The 2,786-nt window shown below is 45.3% G+C and carries 1 protein-coding gene; it reads left to right on the forward strand.

Annotation, left to right across the window (positions count from 1 at the left end):
* Positions 1 to 2,786: PKD-like domain-containing protein (locus FCR2A7T_RS03815; RefSeq protein ID WP_035117254.1), on the forward strand; the 2,786-nt coding region annotated here is incomplete at both ends.

Genomic DNA, 2,786 nt, shown 5'->3' on the forward strand with positions numbered 1-2,786 from the left:
ACAGCGACAATCAGCTATGCGGGTACACCATTCTGTACAACAGTTGCCACAGCTCAGGCGGTTACTTTAACAGGAACGGGAGCCTATACAGGAGGAACCTACAGTTCTACAGCAGGCTTAACGATTAATGCTGCTACGGGAGCCATCACACCAAGCACGAGTACGGCAGGTACCTATACGGTAACATATACTATCCCGGCTTCGGGCGGTTGTGCAGCAGTTCCTGTAACTACCAGTGTAACGATTTATCCGATTCCGAATGCGATTGCTACACCGGCTTCACAGACAATCTGTTCAAATACAACAACAAATATTGCTTTATCAAGTGGGGTAAGCGGAACTACTTATGCTTGGACGGTTGTTCAGACAGGGGTAAGCGGTGCTTCAAACGGTAGTGGAAACACAATTGCTCAAACGTTAACAGCAACCGGATTTGTATCAGGTACAGCAGTTTATACGATAACACCAACGGCTAATGGATGTGCAGGTACGCCTATAACAGTTACTATCACTGTTAATCCGACGCCAAATGTGATTGCAACACCGGCTTCACAGACAATTTGTTCGGCTACAGCTACCAATATTGCTCTGTCAAGTGGGGTAAGCGGGACTACTTATGCATGGACAGTTGTTCAGACAGGGGTAAGCGGTGCTTCAAACGGCAGTGGTAATACAATTGTTCAGACGTTAACAGCAACCGGATCCGTTTCAGGTACAGCAGTTTATACGATAACACCAACGGCTAACGGATGTACGGGAGCAGCTATAACAGTTACTGTTACAGTTAACCCGATTCCGAATGCGATTGCTACACCGGCTTCACAGACAATCTGTTCAAATACAACAACAAATATTGCTTTATCAAGCGGGGTAATCGGAACCACTTACACTTGGACGGTTGTTCAGACAGGGGTAAGCGGTGCTTCAAACGGTAGCGGAAATACCATTTCGCAGTTACTTGCAACTACAGGAATTACTTCGGGAACGGCAGTATATACTATAACGCCAACAGCTAGTGGGTGTACGGGAGCACCAATAACAGTTACAATAACGGTAAACCCATCTCCTTCAGTTACGGCAACTCCGGCATCGGAAACGATTTGTTCTGGACAGTCAACAGGAATCACCCTGAGTAGTAATATTACAGGAACCACTTATTCTTGGACGGTAACTCAGGTTGGTGCAACAGGAGCTGTTAATGGTAGTGGAAGTGTGATATCACAAGTACTAACCGCAACCGGAAATACATTAGGAACAGTTACTTATACCGTAACGCCTATGCTTAACGGATGTGCAGGTACTCCACTTGCAGTTGTTGTGACGGTAACTCCAAGAGCGACAATGACAGCCACAGCAGCAGCTACGAATATCTGCTCGGGAGACACTGCGACTATTACCTTCGCGAGTACTTTACCGGGTACGATTTATAATTGGAATGTGGTGCAAACTGCAGCTACTGGAGCGAGCAACGGAACAGGCGCATCGATTTCTCAAGTGTTAACGGCTACCGGAAATACCGCGGGTCAGGCAGTATATACAATTACTCCTGTTACTAACGGATGTCCAGGAACTCCGGTTACGGTAATCATTACTGTTAATCCGATTCCGGTTGTAACGGCGAGTCCTTTAACTCAGACCGTTTGTTCAGGAACAGCAACCAATATTGTTCTGACTGGCAGTTTACCGGGTACTACCTTTACCTGGAATGTTATTCAAACCGGAGTATACGGTGCGGCAGCAGGAAGTGGTAATGTTATTGCGCAGACCTTGTCAACAGTTGGATTGGTTCCTGGAACAGTAGATTATATCATTACACCACATGCAAATGGTTGTTCAGGAGCGCCTATCACAGTAACGGTAACGGTTAATCCTACTCCGGAAGTGTTTGGTAGTCCTTCAAGTACAGTAATTTGTAGTGAGGAAGCGGCAGAATTTTCATTGACGCCTAATATTCCGGGTACTACTTTTACTTGGACGGTAGTTCAAAATGGTGTTTCTGGAGCTTCAGACGGAAGTGGCAACACGAATCCGGTATTGGTGAGTCAGGTTTTACAAACTACAGGCAATGCGGTTGGAACGGCAACTTATACGATAATTCCAACGGCTAACGGATGTAGCGGTAATCCAATTACGATTACCTTTACAGTGAATCCGTTACCGGATCCGCAACTTCAGGATGGTTACATCTGTATGGATCAGATAACAGGATCGGTGTTGTCTACACATTTATTGGATACTGGATTGAACAATACGGATTATGATTTTGTATGGTACCATGATACGGTAGAGATTGTAGGAGCAACAAGCAGTACTTATACGGCTGATGCATCTGGGGTTTACTCCGTGATTGTAACCAATACCCTTACAGGTTGTGTGTCTAATCCGGTGCAGGCTACGGTAACGGAATCCTATGCGGCACAATCTCTGAACTTATATGTAAATGAAGCCTTCAGTACTAATCCTACCATTACGGCTGTAGTAACCGGAGGATCGGGTAATTACCAATACCAATTAGATGGTGGGGCGTACCAGAGTTCCAATGAGTTTGTTGGTATCTTACCTGGACAGCATGAGGTTCATGTGATTGATCTAAATGGTTGTACGGATCTTACCCAAACGATATTCGTAATAGGTTATCCGCATTTCTTCACTCCGAATGGAGACGGATATAACGATACTTGGAACATCTGGGATTTACAGGATCAGCCTAATGCCGAGATTATGATCTTTGACCGTTACGGTAAGTTTATCAAACAAATCACTCCTGTAGGAGAAGGCTGGAACGG

The organism is Flavobacterium cauense R2A-7 (assembly GCF_000498475.1).
Lineage (GTDB): Bacteria > Bacteroidota > Bacteroidia > Flavobacteriales > Flavobacteriaceae > Flavobacterium > Flavobacterium cauense.